Source organism: Cupriavidus sp. 291-E7 (assembly GCF_057798835.1).
Map to the genome: position 1 here is coordinate 32322 of NZ_JBYOJV010000013.1, position 18835 is coordinate 51156.

Here is an 18835-nt window from a genome sequence, read left to right on the forward strand (position 1 = left end):
GTACTGACGCCGCACCGAAGCCCGTTCCGGCGCATGGTTCCGGCGGGTGGGACCGCCTGCGCAAGACACCTTCGGGGCCGGCGAAAGCCCGTATGCCCTCTCCGACCAATGCAGCGGCCACGATGCTAGAAATTCAATGTGACGATTTCATAAACCCGCCGCGCGAATTCATTACGGGAGATTTCGGAGGTACCAATCCCGATACAAAGCAGAAACGCGGTTGCCATGCGGGATGCACGGCGTAATACTTGCGCCGCGCAACACCCCGCGCCCGTCGAATTCCGCCCATGCACGCATCTCCGACCTCCGGCTCATCCGGCTCCGCCGCTCCCCGGCAACTGGCCCGGCTCCACTTCTCCAACGAACTGCGCGACTGGATCGTGAATGCCCTGCGGCGCGGTGGCACACCCGATGACATCGCCGGCGCGCTGGTGTCACAGCGCTTTGATCCGACCGTGGCGCGAGACCTCGTGCACGCGTTTGCACGGGTATTGCGCGAAGGCCTGCCAATGCCCGAGGGCCAGATCACGATCGAAAAGGCTGGCCCGGCGGCGGGTGGTTCGCGGTTGCCGCGCGGATCGGTACTGGATGGCGGCGACCGCGCGGTGCACGTCATCACGCGCACCGAAAAGCCGGTGGTAGCCGTGCTGGAAGCGGTATTGAGTCACGCCGAATGCGATGCGCTGATGGCGGCGGCGCGCCCACGACTTGCCGCATCGACCATCGTCGATCCACGCACCGGCGAGCACGTGGTCAGTCGGGACCGCAGCAGCCAGGGCATGTTCTTCCGTCTTGCGGAAACGCCGCTACTGGCGACGATCGACGCGCGTGTATCGGCGCTGATGCGGATGCCGGTGGAAAACGGCGAAGGCCTGCAGGTACTGCACTACACACGCGGCGCGCAGAGCCGCCCGCATTTCGATTTCCTGATGCCGGACAACGCCGCCAACCGGGCATCGATCGCGCGCAGCGGCCAGCGCGTCAGCACGATGGTGATCTACCTGAACGACGTGGCCGAGGGCGGCGAGACGGTCTTCCCCGAAATCGGCCTGTCGGTCGTGCCGCGCAAGGGCAATGCGCTGTACTTCGAGTATTGCGACGACGGCGGCCAGCTTGACGGACGCACATTGCATGCCGCCGCCGAAGTGCTGCGCGGAGAGAAATGGGTGGCGACGAAGTGGATGCGGCAGCGGCGCTTCGTGTCCGCTGCCGAAGATGCGCGGAGCGCAATGATGTGACGGACGCCTAGCGCGCCGAGCGCGGCACCATCAGCGGTTGAACCAGCCGCGCAAAGATCAGCCCGAGCGCGGCCCACAGCACCGCCTGCATGCCGAACGCCGCCACACGATACTGCCAGAGCAGCGTGGCGGGAAAATGGTCGGGCACCTCGTTGATCTCGGGCAGCAGCGCATGCACGATCACGGTCAGCACAACAAAGATCGCACCGGTACCGACCCACATCGTCCACGCATCGCGGCTGGCGAAAACCCTGCGCGCCGCCACGACGGCCACTGCCATCGCCGCCAGCGACACACCGATCATCGTGAAGAACAGCGCGGTACGAAGCCCGATCGTCGATGGGTCGCCCACCGCCGGCGGATTGGGCGGATATTTGAGAAACGGCACCAGCACGATTGCCACATAGCCGAGCAGCGCCAGCAGCACGGAGGTCGTCCGCGCGCCCAACGCACCAATGCGGCCGTAGACAAAGGCAAAGACCAGCGAGAACAGCCCGCCCAGCGCGCTGCCAAATACGGCGACGCCGACGAACAGCCCAGCCCCGGCCTGTACATCGCGGCTGACCAGTTCAGGCATTTCGTGCGCATGGCTGCCGCCCATCGCATGGGCCGCCTGCTCTTCGAATGCAATGGCGCCTTCCACCTGCGGCTCACCGACCACGCGCGCAAAACCAAAGGCCAGCAAGCTGGCCAGAAAGCCCGTGAGCATGCCGCGGACCAGCAGACTTCTTACCATTGACGGATTTCCTCAGTGGCAGGGAAAACCAAGCAGGTGGCGGCCGTCGTGCACGAACTCATGCACGTACATGGTATTGAAGATGGCGGCGGCGCCTTCTTCCACACCAACGAAGTAGATGGCCAGAAGCAGCAGCATGCCGCCAAAAATAGCCCAGGGCAGCAGTTCGCGGACGGGGATCGAAACCGGCGCGATGGCGGCCGGCGAGGCAATGGCACTTGCGTGCATGAGATTTCTCCTTGAGGATGACGCGTCCTGTCATGGATCGTGGCTCGAAGAGAAGGTCTGACTTTCACAGTGGCGCGACCGTGCCGGAATCTCACCGGCTTCCCCTCCTCGGAATCCGTGCATTCTAGACGACTCCAAGGCCAACCGCATGACAACCCGCATCTCCCTGCTCTGCGTACCCGCGACCGCCGCCATCCGCGCCGGCCGGTTTCCGGCCGATGATCCGCTGGAAGCCGCCGACGCCGCGCAACTGGCCGCGCTCGATATCGCACGTCCGCTCGGCAAATGGGACCACGTGTTGACAAGTCCGATGGCCTGCGCACGCGCCACCGCACAGGCGCTGGGTTTTGACGCGGCCATCGACGATGCCTTGCGCGAGGTCGATTACGGCCGGTGGTCGGGGCTATCGCTGAAGGCGCTCGCCGCGACGGAGCCAGACGGGATTGCCGCCTGGCTCGCCGATCCCGGCATGGACGCGCACGGCGGCGAATCGCAGCAGGCCGTCATCGGGCGGGCCGGGCAATGGCTGGCGCGCCGCGCGCCAGGGCATGCACTGGCCGTGACCCATGCCAGCGTGATCCGGGCCATCGTCGTGCACGTCCTGGGCGCCCCGGCTCAGGCGGCGATGCAGCTGGACATTGCGCCGCTGACGCTGACGATGCTGTCAAGCCAGTCCGGCAAGTGGCGCGTGTCGGCCGTCGCGGTGCCGCTCTCGCGCTACTGAGGCGGCGCGGACGGCGGAGCCAGTGGCGCCGCTGGCGGCGGCGGACACTGGGTTGCACCGCCCTGCCCGGTATTCCGGAAAGTGACAACCAGCCGGCTGTCCTTGGCCATCATCAGCGTATTGCCGTAGGTGACCGTCGGCATGAATGCGATATCGGGCGCGACCGACACCGGCGGCTGCTTTGCCGCATCGACGGTCAACACCAGCTCGACGGTATAGGCGTCCACGCCCACGGCCTTGCCCTGCGGCGACTGCGCGAACCGCTGCTGGAATGCGCACATGTCACTGGTAATCGAGTCGAGCGCCGCCTGGATCGGCACGGTCTTGCCCGGTGGAATCGGCGCCGTATTGCAGGCGGTCAGCAATACGGCGGCAAGGCACAACGGGGTGACAAGGCGCATGGACTGGGTCATGGCGTCTCCTGTGCGGAAGATACAGTCGATCCGATGCTAGCTTCCGCTCCCTCCCCGCTCCATTGGCCAAAAGGGCAAGGTGACCGGCATTCCGAGGCTGGGGCTTGGCTGCGCTCCAAACGGGGCGGACCGGTCGGGCCATCGCGCCAGGGCATCCGGGAGCAAGACTCACGGCAGGTTTCACGCTTCTTTTGCATTTTTACAGATACATATGCAAAATGCAGGTCACCACAAATCGCTCCCGCCTGCGACATGACTCCATCGGAAGGCCAGTTCTGCGCTGGCGACATCACTTATCGCTATTTGGATCTACCCGGAATGCTTGGCGCGTCACTGGCGCGATTGCCGGTCGTGCTGCGCCTGCTGCTGGAAAACGCCGCACGCAACCTGGAAGGCGACGAGCGCGCGCAAGCCATCGCGGCCGTCGTGGCATGGCTCGATACCGGCACGAGCGAATCGGAAATTGCGTTCCAACCTGGCCGCGTGCTGATGCACGACACCACGAGCACCCCGGCGCTGGTCGATATCGCGGCCATGCGCGATGCCCTGGCCGAAGCGGGCGCGGACCCCGACGCGCTCAATCCGGTGCTTCCCGTCGACTCGTCGGTCGATCACTCGCTGGCCGTCGAGGCATTCGCACAGCCCGACGCAGCCTCGCAGAACCTTCGCATCGAAGCCCAGCGCAATGCCGAGCGCTACAGCTTTCTGCGCTGGGCATCGAAGGCGCTCAAAGGCGTGCGCATCCACCCGCCGGGCACCGGCATCATGCATACGATCAACCTGGAGCAACTGGCCACGGTCGTCACCACGCAGCAGCGCGACGGCGCGCCGTGGGCCGTGCCCGACACGTTGATCGGCACCGACAGCCATACGCCGATGATCAACGGCATTGGCGTGCTCGGCTGGGGTGTGGGCGGACTCGAAGCGCAGACCGTGATGTTCGGCATGCCGGTGATGCAGCGGATTCCCGATGTCGTCGGCGTGCATCTGACCGGTGCGCTGCGGCCGGGCGTGCTGGCCACGGACCTGGCGCTGACCGTCACGCAGCGGCTGCGCGCCATCGGCGTGTCGGGCGAATTCGTCGAGTTCTTCGGCCCTGGCGTGGCCACACTGACGGCGGGCGACCGTTGCGTCGTGGCCAACATGGCACCGGAGTACGGCGCGACCACCGGCTTCTTTCCCATCGACGAACAGACACTCGCCTACCTGCGCGCCACGGGGCGCAGCGCGGACCACGTTGCGCGCGCCGGTGCCTACGCGCGCCTTGCGGGCCTCTGGTTCGATCCCGACAATACGCCGCGCTACACGCGCACGATCGAGATCGATCTGCCCACCATCGGCATGCACGTGGCCGGCCCGCGCCGCCCACAGGATCTGCTGCCCTATAGCGATACGGCCGCCGCGCTCGCAAGCTTCCCGTTCGCGGTGCAAGCCCGGCGCGATGGCATGCCACGCTATCCGGTGGCGATTGCCGCCATCACCAGTTGCACGAACACGTCCGACCCTGCGCTGCTGATGGCCGCCGGCATCGTCGCCCGCAAGGCCCGCGCGCGGGGCCTGACCGTGGCGCCGTGGATCAAGACGTCACTGGCACCGGGATCTCCGGCGGCCGCGAGCTATCTACGGCGCAGCGGCCTGATCGATGACCTGTCGGCCGTGGGCTTCGATATCGTCGGCTTTGGTTGCACCACCTGCATCGGCAACTCCGGGCCGCTCACACCGGCGATACGCGATGCCGCCGCCGCAGGGGCCGTCTGGCCGGTGGCCATGCTGTCGGGCAACCGCAATTTCCCGGGCCGCATCCACCCCGACCTGAATCTCGGCTTCATCATGTCGCCGCCGCTGGTGGTGGCCTTCGCGTTGGCCGGCGACGCCGAGCGCGATCTGAGCCGCGAACCGGTGCAAGTCGCGCCCGACGGTACACCGGTCTTCCTCCAGGATCTCTGGCCTACGCCCGATGAACTGGCAGCCGTACTCGCCGCCGGCACCGACCCCACCGACTACCCCCGCGCTTTCGCCGTGGCTTCGCAAAATCCGGTTTGGGCCGCCCTTCCCTCCGCGGATTCGGCGCGCTACCCCTGGAACGACCGCTCGACGGCCTTGCGGCGCCCGCCGTTTGCCGCGCTCGATCAGGATTCGCAACTTGGCGAATACGACGCATGGCCGCTGCTGGTGCTTGGCGACGACATCACGACCGACCACATTTCACCGGCCAGCGCGATTCCGAAAGACAGTTTCGTTGCCGACTTCCTGGTCAGCCGTGGCGACGACCGCGACGACCTCAATGTGTTTGCCTCGCGGCGCGGCAACTGGGAAGTGATGCTGCGCGCCGCGTTCTACAACAAGACACTGGTCAACCTGCTGCAACCCGATGCGCCCACCGCGCATACGGTGCATGTGCCCAGCGGCGATGTCGCACCGATCTTCGAAGTGGCGCGGCGCTACCACGACGATGGCCAATCGGTAGTCCTGATCGCGGGCGAACGCTATGGCACCGGCTCCTCACGCGACTGGGCCGCCAAGGGGCAGCGCCTGCTGGGAATCCGTGCCGTGATTGCGGTAAGCTTCGAGCGCATCCACCGTTCCAACCTGATCGGCATGGGCATCCTGCCGCTGCGCATGCCAGCGGGTGTGAGTCCGCGAACACTGGCGATCCAGCCCGGCGACGCGATCCACATTGGTGCCGACGCGCAATCGCTGGCGCCGCGCTGCAAGGTGCCGGTGCGCATCAAGCGCAAGGACGGATCGGTGGACGCATTCGATGCCACCGCAGCCGTGGAAACCCGGCTCGAAGTCGAGCTGCTGCGACGCGGGGGCGTGATTCCATCCATCTTGCACAAGACGCTGGCACGGCACAGGGCAGGCATCGCGGATGCGTGACTGCCGTACTGCCAGCGGGCCCGACACCATGAGCCACGACCGGTCCATCGCGACGCAGATCGTCGAATTGATCCAGCACGAGCAATTGCCGGCGGGCGCGCATCTGCGCGCCCAGATGCTGGCCGACAAGCTCCGGGTATCGCGCACGCCCGTCAATGAAGCGCTGGCGCTGCTGCATGAGAAAGGCATCGTCACGCGCGAGAAAAACCGTGGATTCTTCCTGGCGCAGCCCGTGACCGCGTCCGCCACCGATCTCGCATCGCAACTCGGGCTGTCCGCGCCGGACGTGGTGAGCGCCGCCTACTTCCAGATTGCCGACGATCTGCTCAAGGGAACGCTGCCGGCCGAAGTCTCCGAACAGGCCATCCGCACCCGCTATCGGCTGACCGCCACGCAGCTCAACGCCGTGCTCACGCGCATTGCGCAGGAAGGCTGGGGCGAGCGCAAGCCCGGCTATGGCTGGCAATTTTCGGCGATGCTGACCACGCCCGAATCTCTGCTGCAGTCGTATCGCATGCGGCTGGCGCTGGAACCGGCCGCATTGCTGGAGCCGGGCTACCGGCTCGATCCGCGCACCCTCGCGCAACTGCGCGCGGCGGAAGTCCACTTGCTGGAAGGCGGCATCGAGACCGATACGGCGGATCAACTGCACGATCGTGGCGTGCGTTTTCACGAATCGCTGGTCGAGGCGTCCGGCAATCCGTTTTTTATCGACGCGATCCGCCGCGTCAACCGCGTGCGCCGCCTGCTGTCGTACCGGTCGATGCGCGACCGCGCGCGCTACGAAGAACACGCCAGGCAACACCTGCACGTGCTGGACCTGCTGGAGCGCGGCCGTAACCAGGACGCATCGGAAGCCATGCGCGAACACCTGGGCCACACGCTGACCGTGCTGGCCAGGATCACTGAAATTCTGGAACCGTAGTGAAACTGAGAGGAACGACATGACTGTTGACAAGGCGATACTCGACGCCTTCGCCCCGACCGGCGTGCTGCGTGCATCGATCAACCTCGGCAACCCGGTGCTGGCCCATCGCAAGGACGGTGGCGGCGCGGGCGGTGTTTCGGTGGAACTGGCTACCGCACTGGCCGAGCGGCTTGGTGTCGGACTTGAGCTTGTGGTGGTGGAAACGGCCGGCAAGTCCGTCGACGTGGTGTCGAACGAGGAAGCCGATATCGGCTTCTTTGCGATCGATCCCAAACGCGGCACCACGATTGCATTCACGGCACCGTATGTGCTGATCGAAGGCTACTACATGGTGCGCGATGCATCGGCGGTGCGCACCAATGCCGATGTCGACCGTGCCGGCACGCGAGTCGTGGTTGGCAAGGGCAGCGCCTACGACCTGTTCCTGACGCGCGAACTGCAGCAGGCGGAGATCGTGCGCGCACCCTCGTCCCAGACCGTGGTCAAGACCTTCCTCGAAGAGAATCTCGACGTTGCCGCTGGCGTGAAGCAGCAACTGGAAGCCGACACGGCCGGCATGAGCGGGCTGCGCCTGCTCGGCGAGCGCTTCATGGTGATCCGCCAGGCAATGGGCGTGAACAGGTCGCGGGGCGAGGCGGCCGCGGCCTACCTGGCGGCATTCGTCGAAGACATGAAGGCATCGGGCAAGGTGGCTGGGGCACTGCGCAAGCACAACATCCAGGGCGCCAACGTGGCGCCGGCGGAAGGCTGAACATCGGGGCTGGCGGCGGCGCCCTGCCCGTCGTCGCTCGCGCCCAGGTCAGCCCTGCAGATACCCGGCCGCGCCCAGCCCGGCCGCCCGGCCGCTGGCGAAGCAGGCCGTCAGCAAATAGCCGCCGGTCGGCGCTTCCCAGTCGAGCATCTCTCCCGCGCAGAACACGCCCGGCAACGCGCTCAGCATCAGACGGTCATCCATCGCCTCGAAGCGGATGCCGCCGGCGGTGCTGATGACCTCGTCGATCGGCCGCGCACGAACGAGCCGCAACGGCAGCGCCTTGATGGCCGTCGCCAGTGCCACGGGGTCGTGCATCGCCTCCTTCGTCAGCACCTCGCGCAGCAGGCGCGCCTTGACGCCGGTAATGCCCAGCCGGCTCTGCAGGTGGCTGGACACCGAGCGCGATCCGCGTGGCCGCCCGACTTCGGCAGCAACGTCCTCGGCCGTGCGCCCCGGCGCGAGGTCCAGCGTAATGGTTGCGAATCCTTGCGCGGCAATGAGATCCCGGATCGGCGCGGACAGCGCATAGACCAGGCTGCCCTCGATGCCCGTCTCGCTGATCACGAATTCGCCTTGCCGATGCAGCGTGGTGCCATCGACCGTGGTGACGCCGATGGCCGCCGGCTTCACAGGCTCGCCCGCGTGCTGGGCACGGAACAGCTCGCTCCATTCGATATCGAAACCGCAGTTGGCGGGCTGTAGCGGCGCCATGTCGACGCCGCGCGCGGCCAGCATCGGCACCCATGCCCCATCGGACCCGAGGCGCGCCCAGCTACCGCCGCCGAGCGCAAGCACGACGGCGCGCGCGGCCACTTCGATCTCGCCTTCCCTGGTGGAAAAGCGCAGCACATGCCAGCCTTCGATGGGCGTTCCGAAACCGGTCCAGCGGTGCCGCACATGAACGCGCACCCCCGACTCGCGCAAGCGGTGAAGCCACGCGCGCAGCAGCGGCGCGGCTTTCATGTCGGTGGGAAAGACCCGTCCCGAGCTGCCAACGAAGGTATCGATACCCAGCGCATGCACCCAGGCACGCAGCTCTCCCGCGTTGAAGGTGTCGAGTAACGGAGCGATCCGGTCCGCGCGCGCGCCATAGCGGCCCAAAAAGGCATCCGGCGGCTCCGAGTGGGTGATATTCATGCCACCCTTGCCCGCCATGAGGAACTTGCGCCCGACCGATGGCATGGCGTCGTAGACATTGACCGGTATGCCCTGCGCGGCAAGCATCTCCGCGGCCATCAGACCGGCCGGGCCACCGCCGACAACAATGGCGCCGGGAAGGCGGACGGGTTCGGCGGACGGGACAGCGGGCATGAGCGGAGCGATGAAGGAATTCGATCACGCATTATCCTCCAGGCCCCCGCCCGTTGCGCATTCGCGCGCAACTGTTCGCGCAAATAGAGAGTGCCGCGAGCATCGCCTGGTACCGGCGATGCTCGCGCGATCCACAAGCGCCCTACCCTACTCGTTCACCGCCAGCCCAGAATCGGGCACCTCCACGGTCGTCGCCTTCTTGCCGCTGCGCGAGCGCCATGCCGACCACGTGACCGCACTCACCAGCAGCGCGGAGATCACCACGAACGTGCAGCTGATAGGCCGCTCGATGAACACCGACATATCGCCACGCGACAGCAGCAACGCCCGGCGGAAGTTCTCCTCCACCATCGGCCCGAGCACGAAGCCCAGCAGGATCGGCGCCACCGAGAACTCCAGATACATCAGCAAGGCACCGATCAGGCCGAAAGCCAGCACTTCCCAGATCTGGAACAGGCTGCTTTGCGTACTGAACACGCCCACGGCGATAAAGAACATCGCCGACGGGAACAGGTAGCGATACGGCACCTGCAGCAGCTTTACCCATACGCCGATCATCGGCACGTTCAGGATCATCAGAATGACGTTGCCGATCCAGAAGCTGGCGATCAAGCCCCAGAAAATGTCCGGGTGATCGCTGATCAGTTGCGGGCCCGGAGCGATGCCCTGGATCATCAGCGCGCCCAGGATCAGCGCCATGACCGCATCACCGGGAATACCCAGGCTCATCGTCGGTATGAAGTCGACCTGCGTCTTCGAGTGCGACGATGCCTCCGGCGCTGCCACACCGGCGATCATGCCCGTGCCGAATTTCTCGGGCGTCTTCGAGATCTTGCGCTCCAGCGCATAGGCGACGAACGTGGTGATCGTCGGGCCGGTACCGGGCATTGCGCCGAACAGCGTACCGACGCCCGTGCCGCGCACCATCGGCCAGAATGCCTGCTTCAGCTCCGCCATGCTGGGGCGCATGTCCCGAATCCGCAGTTTGGCGTTGCTGGTCACCGCCGTCATACGGTTCACGTTCAGGATGAAGTCCGCCACGCCGAACAGTCCCATCGCGATGGCCACCAGTTCCAGTCCGTCGCTCAATTCGGGAATGCCCAGCGCAAAGCGGAACGTGCCCGTATTGACATCGGTGCCAACCACGCCGCACAGCAGACCGAACAGCGTCATGGCCACGCCCTTGAGCGGGGACCCGCGCGACATCGTCGAACCCGCCAGCAGGCCGAGCAGCATGATCGAGAAAATCTCCGCGGGGCCGAACTTGAACGCGATGGCGGTCAGCAACGGCGATGCGAAGATCATCACCAGAATGCCCACCGACGCGGCAAAGAACGAGCAGATCATCGTGATGCCAAGCGCCGTTCCGCCCTTGCCGGCGCGCGTCATCGGATAGCCGTCCAGGCACGTTACGGCGTGCGGTGGATGCGACGGAAGATTGAGCAGGATCGCGCCGATCGCGCCACCGTACTGCGATCCGTAGAAGATGCCGGCCAGCATCAGGATGGCCGGCACGGGATGCATCACGTAGGTCAGCGGCAACAGGATCGAGATGGCCGACAGCGCGCCCATGCCGGGCAACACGCCAATCAGGTTCCCGACCAGCACGCCGAAGAACGACCACATCAGGTTACTGCCCTGGAAGGCCACACCGAAGCCGAACCAGAGATCATGCAAGGAGTTCGATACCATGACGTTCAGCCTCCCCAGGTGAACAGCGGCAGCTGAATCTGCAGCAGCCAGGAAAACACCACGGCCGCGATCACGCACATCGCCACGGCAAGCGCTGCCGCCTGCTTGATGCTGTTGCTGCGATCACCCAGCGCGGAGATGAAGACGATGGCGAACGTCGCCGGAATCATGCCGCCGTAGACGCCGAACAGCAGGAATGCAAGCGTGCCCAGCACGATGCACACCGTGCCGCGCAAGTCGGGCGCCGCATGGCCATGCCCATGCCCCGACGGCTGCTCAGTCTTGGATGGGGCCGGTTGGTTGCGCGCGGAACTGGCAATCAGCACGCCAACGAACGCGAGCAATGCGCCAACGGCGACCGGGAAGAATCCGGGACCCATGCGGCTCAGCGTGCCGGTGTGGTACTGCAGTCCGGCGGTCACGGCCGCCAGCCCGGTCAGCACCATCAGCGCCCCGCCGTAGTAGCCCTTCTTGAAGCGATGGGGCTGGCTCATTGGTCAGCCCCCAGGCAATCAGGCAGCGGGCGCTGCGTCTCGCGTTCGAACATCGTTTGTCTCCTTCAATGCCCGCGCATGCGGGTGAAGGGAATCTACAAACGATGTCTTCCAAGGGCCTTTCATGCGGCTTGCGGCAACCTTACAATTTAGATCACGTTGTGATGTATCTTGCCCGCAAGGCAACGATGTTGGTGTAATCCCTGTATTGAGAGACAGGAAGCCTCCCGGATGGTTGTATTGGCGCTCAGGTAACCAGACACAGGGAAGTTGCCAGCGCGCCGAGGAGCGCTGGCGCGGACCATGCTAGCGCCATTCGCCCTGGCGGATTTCGCCGACAAGCGCCACCAGCTCGGTATCGAGCGCCCGGTCGGCCTCGATAAACGGGATACGCTCGTTCAGCCGATGTACCAGCGGCGTCATCGGCGCGGGAATGGTGCCGCCAAGCCGCTCGCGCAACGCAAGCGCCTGCCGCACCGCGATCAGCATCGCGGCGCCTACCTGCTCGCTCAGCTCGATCACCCGGATGCAGTCCCGGGCGGCGATGGTTCCCATGCTGACCTTGTCCTGGTTATGGCACTCCGTCGAGCGCGAGAACGATGCCGCCGGCATGGTGTTCTTCAGCGCCTCCGCGGTCCACGCCGACACGCCGATCTGCACTGCCTTGAGGCCGTGGTGCAGGCAGGCCGTGGGTCCGGTGGCCCCGGACAGATTGGCCGGCAGGCCGTGATTGAAGCGCGGATCGACCAGTGTGGCGAGCTGGCGATCCAGCAGATCGGCCACGCTGGCCACGGCCGCCTTGAGCCCGTCCATCGCAAACGCGATATGGCCGCCATAGAAATGCCCGCCATGCAGCACGCGCTCTTCGTCCGGCTCCACCAGAGGATTGTCGTTGGCGCTGTTAAGTTCGGTTTCGATCCAGCGGCGCGACCAGTCGAGCGCGTCCTCCAGCACACCGATCACGTGCGGAGCGCAACGCAGCGAATAGCGATCCTGCAACCGGCGCGAGTGGCGCGGCGCCCGTGCACCGCCAAGCCATTCGCGGATTGCCGCCGCGGCGCGCACCTGGCCAGGATGCGGTTTGGCTTCGGAGAGCGCGGCGTCGAAGTGGTAGGGGTTGCCGTCCGTGGCAACCACGCCGCAGGCGGTGATGGTGGCCGCCAGGCGGGCCAGGTCGGCCGCGCGCTGCCATGCCAGGCATGCCAGGCCGGTCATCACCGCCGTGCCATTCATGATGGCGAGCGCTTCCTTGGGACGCAGGCGCAACGGCGCGCGGCCAATCGCCGCCAGCGCCTCGCCGGCGGACATCTGGCGTCCGTCGAACGCTACCTCGCGCTCGCCGCACAGCACGGCGGCCACATACGACAGCGGCGTCAGATCGCCGCTGGCGCCCACCGAGCCTTCAGCGGGGATGCGCGGCAGTACGTCGTTCTGCAGCAGCGCCGTCAGTTGTTCGAGCAGCGCCGGGCTAACCGCCGAATAGCCACGGCAAAGCGAGGCCAGACGCGCTGCCAGCACGGCGCGGGTTTCATCGGGCTCCAGCATCCGGCCCAGGCCGCAGCCATGAAAAGTGTAGAGATGAGTGGGCAGTTCCGCGGCAAGGCTCACGGGAACGTCCACGCCACAGGAGTCGCCATAACCAGTGGTGACGCCATAGATCTTGCCTTCCTGCGCCAGCAGGGTGTCCAGGAAGGCTGCGCCGCGCTGAATGCGCTCGCGGAAATCGGGTGCCGAGGACAGGACCGGCGCAGCGTCACGCCGCGCCAGCGCCACCACGTCCTCGATGGTGAGCATGGCACCGCCGAACTCGACGGTGGCCGCGTCGGCCGGCAAAGCGGCAAGGCCGGGAGCTTGCTTGATATTCATGGGATAGGTCGGGGGCGAATTCAGGGTCTTGAGGCGTTCGTTGGGCAGCGCATGCCACATGGCGGCGGCACACGGCGACACCACCGATGGCTCACTCCTGCCACCGGCGGAAGATCAACGAGGTGTTGATGCCACCGAACGCGAAGTTATTACTCATCACATATTCGGCATCAAGTCTACGCCCCTCGCCCACGATGTAGTCGAGCGCGGCGCAACGCGGGTCCGGCTGCTCCAGATTGATCGTCGGCGCGAACCAGCCGTCACGCATCATCTCGATGCTCATCCATGCTTCCAGCGCGCCGCAGGCACCCAGCGTATGGCCAAGAAAGCTCTTGAGCGAACTGACGGGCACGCCGCCACCCAGAACCGCATGCGTGGCATGCGACTCGGCGATGTCGCCATGCTCGGTCGCCGTGCCATGCGCGTTGACGTAGCCGATCCGGCCGGCATCGAGTTGCGCGGTCTCCAGCGCCAGCCGCATGGCCTCGGCCATCGTCTCGGCCTTCGGGTGGGTGACGTGGGCGCCGTCGCTGTTGGTACCGTAGCCGACGATCTCGGCAAGGATGCGCGCGCCGCGCGCCCGCGCGTGCTCCAGCTCCTCCAGCACGAGCGTGCCCGCGCCCTCGCCCAGCACCAGCCCGTCGCGGCCGGCATCGAACGGGCGCGGCGTCGTTCCGGGCGTGTCATTGCTCGTGCTGGTGGCGAACAGCGTATCGAACACGGCGGCCTCTGTGGCGTCGAGTTCTTCCGCACCGCCCGCCAGCATCGCGGTCTGCAGGCCCGCGCGAATGGTCTCGTAGGCGTAGCCGATCCCCTGGCTACCCGACGTGCAGGCACTCGATGTGGTCAGTATCCGGCCCGTGATACCAAAAAACACACCGATGTTGACTGCCGTCGTGTGCGGCATCATGCGGATGTAGGTCGTTGCGCTGACGTCCTCGGTCGTATTGTTGATCATCATGCGGCCGAAGTCGGCCACCGCCGCGGGCGTGCCGGTCGACGAGCCATAGGAAATGCCGAGCTTGCCGCTGGTCACCAGCGGATGGCCATGCAGGCCCGCGTCGTGCAAGGCGGCCTCGCTTGCCAGCACCGACATCAGCGCGACCCTGCCCATCGCGCGCGTGGCCTTGCGCGTGTAATGCGCGGGCACGTCGAACGGCGGCACGGGCGCGGCCAGGTAGGTGTTGAGTCCCTTGTATTTGCGCCACTCGGGCATGCTCACGACGGCGCTCACGCCCGACTCAAGACGCGCGCGCACGGTCCGCCAATCATTGCCGATGGCGCTGATGGCGCCCACCCCGGTCACTACGACTCGCTTCATCCGATCATCCCTCCATTGACGGAAATCACCTGGCGCGTGATATACCCCGCGTCGGCCGACATCAGGAACGCCACCGCCGCAGCCACTTCGTCCGGCGTGCCCACACGCCGCGCCGGAATCAGCTTCAGTGCTTCCTCACGCACGTGTTCCTCGATCATTTCCGTGTCGATCAGCCCCGGCGCCACGCAATTGACCGTAATCGCGCGCTTGGCCAGTTCGATCGCCAGTGCCTTGGTCGCGCCGATGATGCCCGCCTTGGCCGCGCTGTAATTCGTCTGCCCCCGGTTGCCGACGAGTCCCGACACCGAGGACAGTGTCACGATCCGCCCCGGCTGGCGCCGCTGCACCATCGGCATGACCACCGGGTTCAGCACGTTGTAGAACGCATCGAGATTGGTGTGAACCACCTCGTCCCATTCCTCGCCGGTCATCGCCGGAAACGCTGCATCGCGCGCCAGGCCCGCATTGCAGACCACGCCGTAATACGCACCGTGCGCGTCGATGTCGGCCTGCAGTGCCGCCGCCGTGGCGTCGCGCTGGCTGACATCGAAGCACAGCACGCGCGCGCCACGCCCGATTGCACGCACCGCATCGGCCACCGATTCCGCCTCGCTACGGCGCGAGCGGCAATGCACCACGACGTCGTAGCCATCGCGCGCCAGCCGCAACGCAATGGCGCGGCCAATACCGCGCGATGCGCCCGTCACGAGCACACACTGATTCGTCATGCTTGCTGTCCTTGCAGGAAAGCCTGCGCATCGGCAGGCTGGAAAACCGAAACATTGGCCCGCGCCACCTCGCTGCCGTCCATTGCCAGCGTGCAGCCGAACATTCCCAGACCGTTGTCGCCGATCAGTTCGGGACACACCGTAATCGTCAGCTCGCTGCCCACCGGAAACGCCGCCACGTCGCATTCGTAACGCCGCGAGCCAAGCAGAAAGCCGATACCCGGCTTCTCCCCCGCGCGCCGTGCCCGCACGCCGGCCCATGCGGCGATCGTCTGCGCCATGTACTCGATGCCTACCCATCCGGGCATGCCAGCATCGTCCACAAACAACTGCGTGGCGCGCACCGTCGCCCGCGCGACGCACTTCTCGCCCGCATGCAGCAGTTCGTCGATCAACCGCATGGCGCCAGCGTGAGGAACCACCTCGGCCACCGGCGGCAGCACTTGCATATCGGTCATGTCTAGCCCTCTCCCAGGATCAGCGTGCTGTTACTGCCGCCGAACGCGAACGAATTGCTCATCGCATAGCGCGGCGCGCGGCCGAGCGACTCGCCCGCTTCCACCAGACGCAGCGGCGCCAGCGCGGGGTCGCGCGCGCCGTCCCACCAGTGCGCGGGCAGCCTGCCGCGTGCGTTGTCGGCCAGCGTCAGCCATAGCAGCGCCGCCTCTATCGCGCCCGCTGCGCCAAGCGCATGGCCGGTCATCGGCTTGGTCGAACTGACCGGCACATCGCCGCCCAGTACCGCGGCCACGGCGTGGGACTCCATTGCATCGTTCTGCACGGTCGCGGTGCCATGCAGGTTCAGATAGTCGATCGCCGACGCATCGATCCCCGCACGCGCAAGCGCCTGCTGCATCGCGGAGCGCGCGCCTGTGCCGGCCGGGTCGGGCGCGGAAATATGGTGCGCGTCCGATGTCTCGCCCCACCCCGCCAGGCGAACCTGCCCGGCGCGGCGCGTCATCAGGAACAAGGCCGCGCCCTCGCCAAGGTTGATGCCATTGCGGTTGGCCGAGAACGGATTGCAACGCGCGGCGCTGACGGATTCCAGCGCGGAAAACCCCGCAATCGTGAAGCTGCACAGCGTATCCACGCCCCCGGCGAGCACCACGTCTGCCATGCCGTGCTCCAGCAACCGGGCCGCCGACGCCATCGCCTTCGCACTGGACGAGCAGGCGGTCGACAGCGTATAGGCGGGTCCCGCCGTACCCAGCACCTCCGCCAGATACTGCGCGGGCGAGCCAAGCTCCTGCTGTCCATAATCGAAGCCCGCCGGCCACTGCCCAAGACGGGCGCGCTCGCGCATGGCCTGTTCGCTATCGCCGATCCCGGACGTGCTGGTGCCGAGCACAATGGCCACGCGGGTCGGATCGACACCGGCAAGCGCCTGGTCAACCTCGCCACGGATTTGCGCCAGCGTATGCAGCATCAGCGCGTTGTTGCGGCTACGCCGCGACAGTGCGGCGGAGGCCGGGACATCGCTACCCTGCAACGGCACTGTTACCGTGCCCAGTTGCAGCGGTCGTCCCGGCGTGTAGCGATCGGTGATCTCGCCACTACGGATGGCATCGCCGGGGCCGCTGCTCCACAGCGCCTCGCGTACGGCCTGCGTGCCACTGCCCAGTGCGCAGGCCACGCCCACGTGATTGAGGAAGACGGTCAATTGCGCTCTCCGGTCGGCAATGTGCGGATGGTCAGCCGATAGCCGTCGCGGTACTGGACGAACACCGTCGTTACGTCATCCGGATAGCTGACTTCGGCCACCAGCTCCTGGCCAGTACTCAGGCGCCGCGTTGCTGTTCTTGCCAGCGTCTCCATGCTCCAGCCATCGGGCAACGCCGCACGGATGGCCGTCAGCGGCCACAGCGCGAGTTGCAGGTCGCTCAGGATTCGCTCGGGTGCCACCTCGGCCGGCGCCCACGGCGCGCGGGTCACGCGCAGGTCGTTGCCGTCCCAGTCGAGCCGCGCCAGCACTTGTCCGCCGGCCAGCGCGGCCAGCCGCGTATGCGTGGCATCGGCCTGCAACACCGCCAGCAGCTCGCGCGTCTGCTCTCCGTGCTGCGTGCGGGCCTGCACGGTGATCTGCTGCTGCAGAGACAGTGTCCGGCCAAGCATGGCTGGCGCCAGCCGCAGCTGGGGCACAGGCTGACTGGCGGAGACCGTAGCTTGCCGCGTGGCACAGCCGCTTGCCGAGAACGCGACGGCCGCGGCGGCGGACGCTGCCATCAGGCGCCGGATCAGGCTTCGCAAAGCTGCTCCAGCACGCTGAGCCGCCGCCTGGACTCGACCACGAACGGGTTGTTCTGATCCCACGCATAGCCGGCAAGGATGGCCGAGATCATGCGGCGAATCTCGGCGCTGGCATTCGGGTGGAAGATCAGGGCCTGGAAGCGCCCTTCGTACCAGGCTTCCACGAACGTGCGGAAGCAATCCACGCCCGACTTCAGCGGTCGCGCGTAGTCCGCATCCCAGTCCACGGTCTGCCCGTCGAGCTGACGCGCCAGGCATGCCACCGCGAGACTCGCGGACTTGAAAGCAATCGTGACGCCCGAGGAAAACACCGGGTCCAGGAACTCGCCGGCATTGCCGAGCAACGCATAGCCCTTGCCCCACAGCGACTTGACGTTCGCCGAGTAGCCGACGATCTGGCGCGCCGGGGTATCCCACCTGGCATCGGCAAGCAGCCGCGCCAGGCCCGGTTCTTCGCCCACCAGCTTGCGCAGCCGGGTCATTTCGTCGCCCTCATAGCGCTCGAAGAACGACGCCTCCGCCACCACGCCCTGCGAGCAGCGGCCATCCGAGAACGGAATCGTCCAGTACCAGACGTCCACATGCTCGGGATGCACGCTGATCCGGATCTTGTTGCGGTCGAACGTGCCCAGCGGAATGCGGTCTTCCACGTGCGTGAAGATCGCGCTGCGCACCGGGAAATTCGACGGTGACTCCAGGTCCAGCAGGCGCGGCAGGATACGGGCGAAGCCCGAGGCATCGAGCACGAAGCGCGGGCGCACGGCGTACCGTTCGCCATCGGGATTGCGCACGGTGACCAGCGGCGTATCGCCTTCCACATCGACGGACTCCACCACATGGCAGAACCGCACCTCGGCGCCCTGCTTCTGCGCCTCGCGGATCAGCACGTGGTCGAAGTGGCCGCGCTGCACCTGATACGTGGTGCCCCAGCCTTCCGAGAACTTGTCGCGGAAATCGAAATCGGTATAGCGGTCGCCGCGCGCGAACGCCGCGCCGTTCTTGTACTGGAAGCCTGCTTCCACCACGGCCTGCAGCATGCCGGCCTCCTCGATGTAGGCCATGCTCTGCCGCAGCAAGCTCTCGCCGATGGAAAAGCGCGGGAACGTCTCCTTCTCGATGACCAGCACGTCGATGCCGCGCTTGCGCAGCAATCCCGCCGCCACGGAGCCTGAGGGACCGGCACCGATGATGAGCACATCCACTTGTTCGATATTCATGTCTTCAATCCTGTTGCGATATCTGGTTTTGCGCGTGGTCCGCCGTCGTGCGAGTTCG

The 18835-nt window shown here is 66.3% G+C and carries 18 protein-coding genes and 1 riboswitch; of the genes, 5 read left to right on the forward strand and 13 right to left on the reverse strand.

Annotated elements, in window-relative coordinates; translation table 11 throughout:
* Positions 1–287: 287 nt before the first annotated feature.
* Complete coding sequence (locus AC3FLX_RS21880; protein ID WP_488699415.1) at positions 288–1238, forward strand: 2OG-Fe(II) oxygenase; 951 nt, start codon at positions 288–290, stop codon at positions 1236–1238.
* A 7-nt stretch (positions 1239–1245) separates the two neighbouring features.
* On the opposite strand, the gene AC3FLX_RS21885 is transcribed toward AC3FLX_RS21880, so the two are convergent.
* A complete protein-coding gene (locus AC3FLX_RS21885) occupies positions 1246–1974 on the reverse strand; it encodes a CbtA family protein (protein WP_488699416.1) in 729 nt (242 codons plus the stop codon).
* A gap of 12 nt (positions 1975–1986) precedes the next feature.
* Positions 1987–2202, reverse strand: a complete 216-nt coding sequence (locus AC3FLX_RS21890; RefSeq protein ID WP_488699417.1) for a CbtB domain-containing protein — start codon at positions 2200–2202, stop codon at positions 1987–1989.
* 42 nt (positions 2203–2244) lie between these two features.
* A riboswitch (adenosylcobalamin-variant (AdoCbl-variant) riboswitch) is annotated at positions 2245–2323 on the reverse strand.
* Between the two features lie 27 nt (positions 2324–2350).
* On the opposite strand from AC3FLX_RS21890, the gene AC3FLX_RS21895 reads away from it, so the two are divergent.
* A complete protein-coding gene (locus tag AC3FLX_RS21895; protein ID WP_488699418.1) occupies positions 2351–2926 on the forward strand; it encodes a histidine phosphatase family protein in 576 nt (191 codons plus the stop codon).
* On the opposite strand, the gene AC3FLX_RS21900 is transcribed toward AC3FLX_RS21895, so the two are convergent.
* The gene (locus AC3FLX_RS21900) at positions 2920–3339 is read right to left on the reverse strand and encodes a hypothetical protein (RefSeq protein ID WP_488699419.1); all 420 of its coding nucleotides are present in this window, start codon (positions 3337–3339) and stop codon (positions 2920–2922) included. The genes AC3FLX_RS21895 and AC3FLX_RS21900 overlap by 7 nt on opposite strands.
* Positions 3340–3591: 252 nt before the next feature.
* On the opposite strand from AC3FLX_RS21900, the gene acnA reads away from it, so the two are divergent.
* From acnA to AC3FLX_RS21915, 3 genes are read left to right on the forward strand one after another with little or no spacing between them, the layout of a single operon-like run.
* Positions 3592–6219, forward strand: a complete 2628-nt coding sequence (acnA, locus tag AC3FLX_RS21905) for an aconitate hydratase AcnA (protein WP_488699420.1) — start codon at positions 3592–3594, stop codon at positions 6217–6219.
* Positions 6220–6247: 28 nt separating this feature from the next.
* Positions 6248–7144: a GntR family transcriptional regulator gene (locus AC3FLX_RS21910; RefSeq protein ID WP_488699421.1), complete on the forward strand. Its 897-nt coding sequence runs from the start codon at positions 6248–6250 to the stop codon at positions 7142–7144.
* A gap of 19 nt (positions 7145–7163) precedes the next feature.
* On the forward strand, positions 7164–7898 hold the full coding sequence (locus tag AC3FLX_RS21915) for an ABC transporter substrate-binding protein (RefSeq protein ID WP_488699422.1): 735 nt from the start codon (positions 7164–7166) through the stop codon (positions 7896–7898).
* Between the two features lie 48 nt (positions 7899–7946).
* Here AC3FLX_RS21915 and AC3FLX_RS21920 read toward each other — a convergent pair whose 3' ends face one another.
* The 10 genes from AC3FLX_RS21920 to AC3FLX_RS21965 all read right to left on the reverse strand — a co-directional run bounded on the left by AC3FLX_RS21920 (position 7947) and on the right by AC3FLX_RS21965 (position 18777).
* A complete protein-coding gene (locus AC3FLX_RS21920; protein WP_488699423.1) occupies positions 7947–9212 on the reverse strand; it encodes a TIGR03862 family flavoprotein in 1266 nt (421 codons plus the stop codon).
* A 147-nt stretch (positions 9213–9359) separates the two neighbouring features.
* Positions 9360–10904: a tripartite tricarboxylate transporter permease gene (locus AC3FLX_RS21925; protein ID WP_488699424.1), complete on the reverse strand. Its 1545-nt coding sequence runs from the start codon at positions 10902–10904 to the stop codon at positions 9360–9362.
* Between the two features lie 5 nt (positions 10905–10909).
* The gene (locus AC3FLX_RS21930) at positions 10910–11398 is read right to left on the reverse strand and encodes a tripartite tricarboxylate transporter TctB family protein (RefSeq protein ID WP_488699425.1); all 489 of its coding nucleotides are present in this window, start codon (positions 11396–11398) and stop codon (positions 10910–10912) included.
* A gap of 306 nt (positions 11399–11704) precedes the next feature.
* The gene (locus AC3FLX_RS21935) at positions 11705–13264 is read right to left on the reverse strand and encodes an HAL/PAL/TAL family ammonia-lyase (RefSeq protein WP_488699426.1); all 1560 of its coding nucleotides are present in this window, start codon (positions 13262–13264) and stop codon (positions 11705–11707) included.
* Positions 13265–13355: 91 nt separating this feature from the next.
* Positions 13356–14585: a beta-ketoacyl-ACP synthase gene (locus AC3FLX_RS21940; RefSeq protein WP_488699427.1), complete on the reverse strand. Its 1230-nt coding sequence runs from the start codon at positions 14583–14585 to the stop codon at positions 13356–13358.
* Positions 14582–15313: a 3-oxoacyl-ACP reductase FabG gene (fabG, locus tag AC3FLX_RS21945; protein WP_488699428.1), complete on the reverse strand. Its 732-nt coding sequence runs from the start codon at positions 15311–15313 to the stop codon at positions 14582–14584. The genes AC3FLX_RS21940 and fabG overlap by 4 nt, the downstream gene beginning before the upstream one ends.
* Entirely contained in the window at positions 15310–15771 is a 462-nt protein-coding gene (locus AC3FLX_RS21950) for a hotdog family protein (protein WP_488699429.1), read from the reverse strand. The genes fabG and AC3FLX_RS21950 overlap by 4 nt, the downstream gene beginning before the upstream one ends.
* A 2-nt stretch (positions 15772–15773) precedes the next feature.
* Positions 15774–16973: a beta-ketoacyl-ACP synthase gene (locus tag AC3FLX_RS21955; RefSeq protein ID WP_488699430.1), complete on the reverse strand. Its 1200-nt coding sequence runs from the start codon at positions 16971–16973 to the stop codon at positions 15774–15776.
* A complete protein-coding gene (locus tag AC3FLX_RS21960) occupies positions 16970–17560 on the reverse strand; it encodes a DUF3261 domain-containing protein (protein WP_488699431.1) in 591 nt (196 codons plus the stop codon). Before AC3FLX_RS21960 ends, AC3FLX_RS21955 begins: the two co-directional genes overlap by 4 nt.
* Positions 17548–18777 (reverse strand): NAD(P)/FAD-dependent oxidoreductase, encoded by a 1230-nt coding sequence (locus AC3FLX_RS21965; protein ID WP_488699432.1) that lies wholly within the window; start codon positions 18775–18777, stop codon positions 17548–17550. The genes AC3FLX_RS21960 and AC3FLX_RS21965 overlap by 13 nt, the downstream gene beginning before the upstream one ends.
* Between the last annotated feature and the right edge of the window lie 58 nt (positions 18778–18835).

What these genes read in the sequence shown, in the direction of transcription:
- AC3FLX_RS21880 (WP_488699415.1), top strand. Translation starts at nt 288, where the DNA reads ATGCACGCATCTCCGACCTCCGGCTCATCCGGCTCCGCCGCTCCCCGG.
- AC3FLX_RS21885 (WP_488699416.1), bottom strand. Translation starts at nt 1,974, where the DNA reads ATGGTAAGAAGTCTGCTGGTCCGCGGCATGCTCACGGGCTTTCTGGCC.
- AC3FLX_RS21890 (WP_488699417.1), bottom strand. Translation starts at nt 2,202, where the DNA reads ATGCACGCAAGTGCCATTGCCTCGCCGGCCGCCATCGCGCCGGTTTCG.
- AC3FLX_RS21895 (WP_488699418.1), top strand. Translation starts at nt 2,351, where the DNA reads ATGACAACCCGCATCTCCCTGCTCTGCGTACCCGCGACCGCCGCCATC.
- AC3FLX_RS21900 (WP_488699419.1), bottom strand. Translation starts at nt 3,339, where the DNA reads ATGACCCAGTCCATGCGCCTTGTCACCCCGTTGTGCCTTGCCGCCGTA.
- acnA (WP_488699420.1), top strand. Translation starts at nt 3,592, where the DNA reads ATGACTCCATCGGAAGGCCAGTTCTGCGCTGGCGACATCACTTATCGC.
- AC3FLX_RS21910 (WP_488699421.1), top strand. Translation starts at nt 6,248, where the DNA reads ATGAGCCACGACCGGTCCATCGCGACGCAGATCGTCGAATTGATCCAG.
- AC3FLX_RS21915 (WP_488699422.1), top strand. Translation starts at nt 7,164, where the DNA reads ATGACTGTTGACAAGGCGATACTCGACGCCTTCGCCCCGACCGGCGTG.
- AC3FLX_RS21920 (WP_488699423.1), bottom strand. Translation starts at nt 9,212, where the DNA reads ATGCCCGCTGTCCCGTCCGCCGAACCCGTCCGCCTTCCCGGCGCCATT.
- AC3FLX_RS21925 (WP_488699424.1), bottom strand. Translation starts at nt 10,904, where the DNA reads ATGGTATCGAACTCCTTGCATGATCTCTGGTTCGGCTTCGGTGTGGCC.
- AC3FLX_RS21930 (WP_488699425.1), bottom strand. Translation starts at nt 11,398, where the DNA reads ATGAGCCAGCCCCATCGCTTCAAGAAGGGCTACTACGGCGGGGCGCTG.
- AC3FLX_RS21935 (WP_488699426.1), bottom strand. Translation starts at nt 13,264, where the DNA reads ATGAATATCAAGCAAGCTCCCGGCCTTGCCGCTTTGCCGGCCGACGCG.
- AC3FLX_RS21940 (WP_488699427.1), bottom strand. Translation starts at nt 14,585, where the DNA reads ATGAAGCGAGTCGTAGTGACCGGGGTGGGCGCCATCAGCGCCATCGGC.
- fabG (WP_488699428.1), bottom strand. Translation starts at nt 15,313, where the DNA reads ATGACGAATCAGTGTGTGCTCGTGACGGGCGCATCGCGCGGTATTGGC.
- AC3FLX_RS21950 (WP_488699429.1), bottom strand. Translation starts at nt 15,771, where the DNA reads ATGACCGATATGCAAGTGCTGCCGCCGGTGGCCGAGGTGGTTCCTCAC.
- AC3FLX_RS21965 (WP_488699432.1), bottom strand. Translation starts at nt 18,777, where the DNA reads ATGAATATCGAACAAGTGGATGTGCTCATCATCGGTGCCGGTCCCTCA.